We start from the raw sequence: 275 nt of genomic DNA, 5'->3' as shown, positions 1-275 counted from the left end.
GGATCGTTTCCAGCGACGACCCCTCGAACGTCTTCTGGATGCCGTCGGCGTTCTGCGAGAAACGCATCAATTCCGGGCACACGCCGAGAACGTGATCGCGGAAGCAGTGACCGCTGCCGAGCAGCAGCATGGTTTCCTGCTTGAGATCGTCGGCATCGATTTTCGGGCGGTTTTCCCACGCGTGACCGGACGGCAGCGCGACGACAAACGGCTCGTCGTAGAGCGGACGCAGCATCAGGCCGGTTTCCGGGAACGGCAGCGCCATGATCGCGACG

The 275-nt window shown here is 62.9% G+C and carries 1 protein-coding gene; it reads right to left on the bottom strand.

What is annotated here, in order from left to right:
* Positions 1 to 275 (bottom strand): LysR substrate-binding domain-containing protein (locus R0J92_RS22855; RefSeq protein ID WP_411053349.1); only part of this gene is annotated, 275 nt, incomplete at both ends.

The organism is Tritonibacter sp. SIMBA_163, from assembly GCF_046535935.1.
Lineage (GTDB): Bacteria > Pseudomonadota > Alphaproteobacteria > Rhodobacterales > Rhodobacteraceae > Epibacterium > Epibacterium scottomollicae.
Note: the sequence above shows the minus strand (reverse complement) of the source record. Positions and strands in the feature narration are given on the sequence as shown.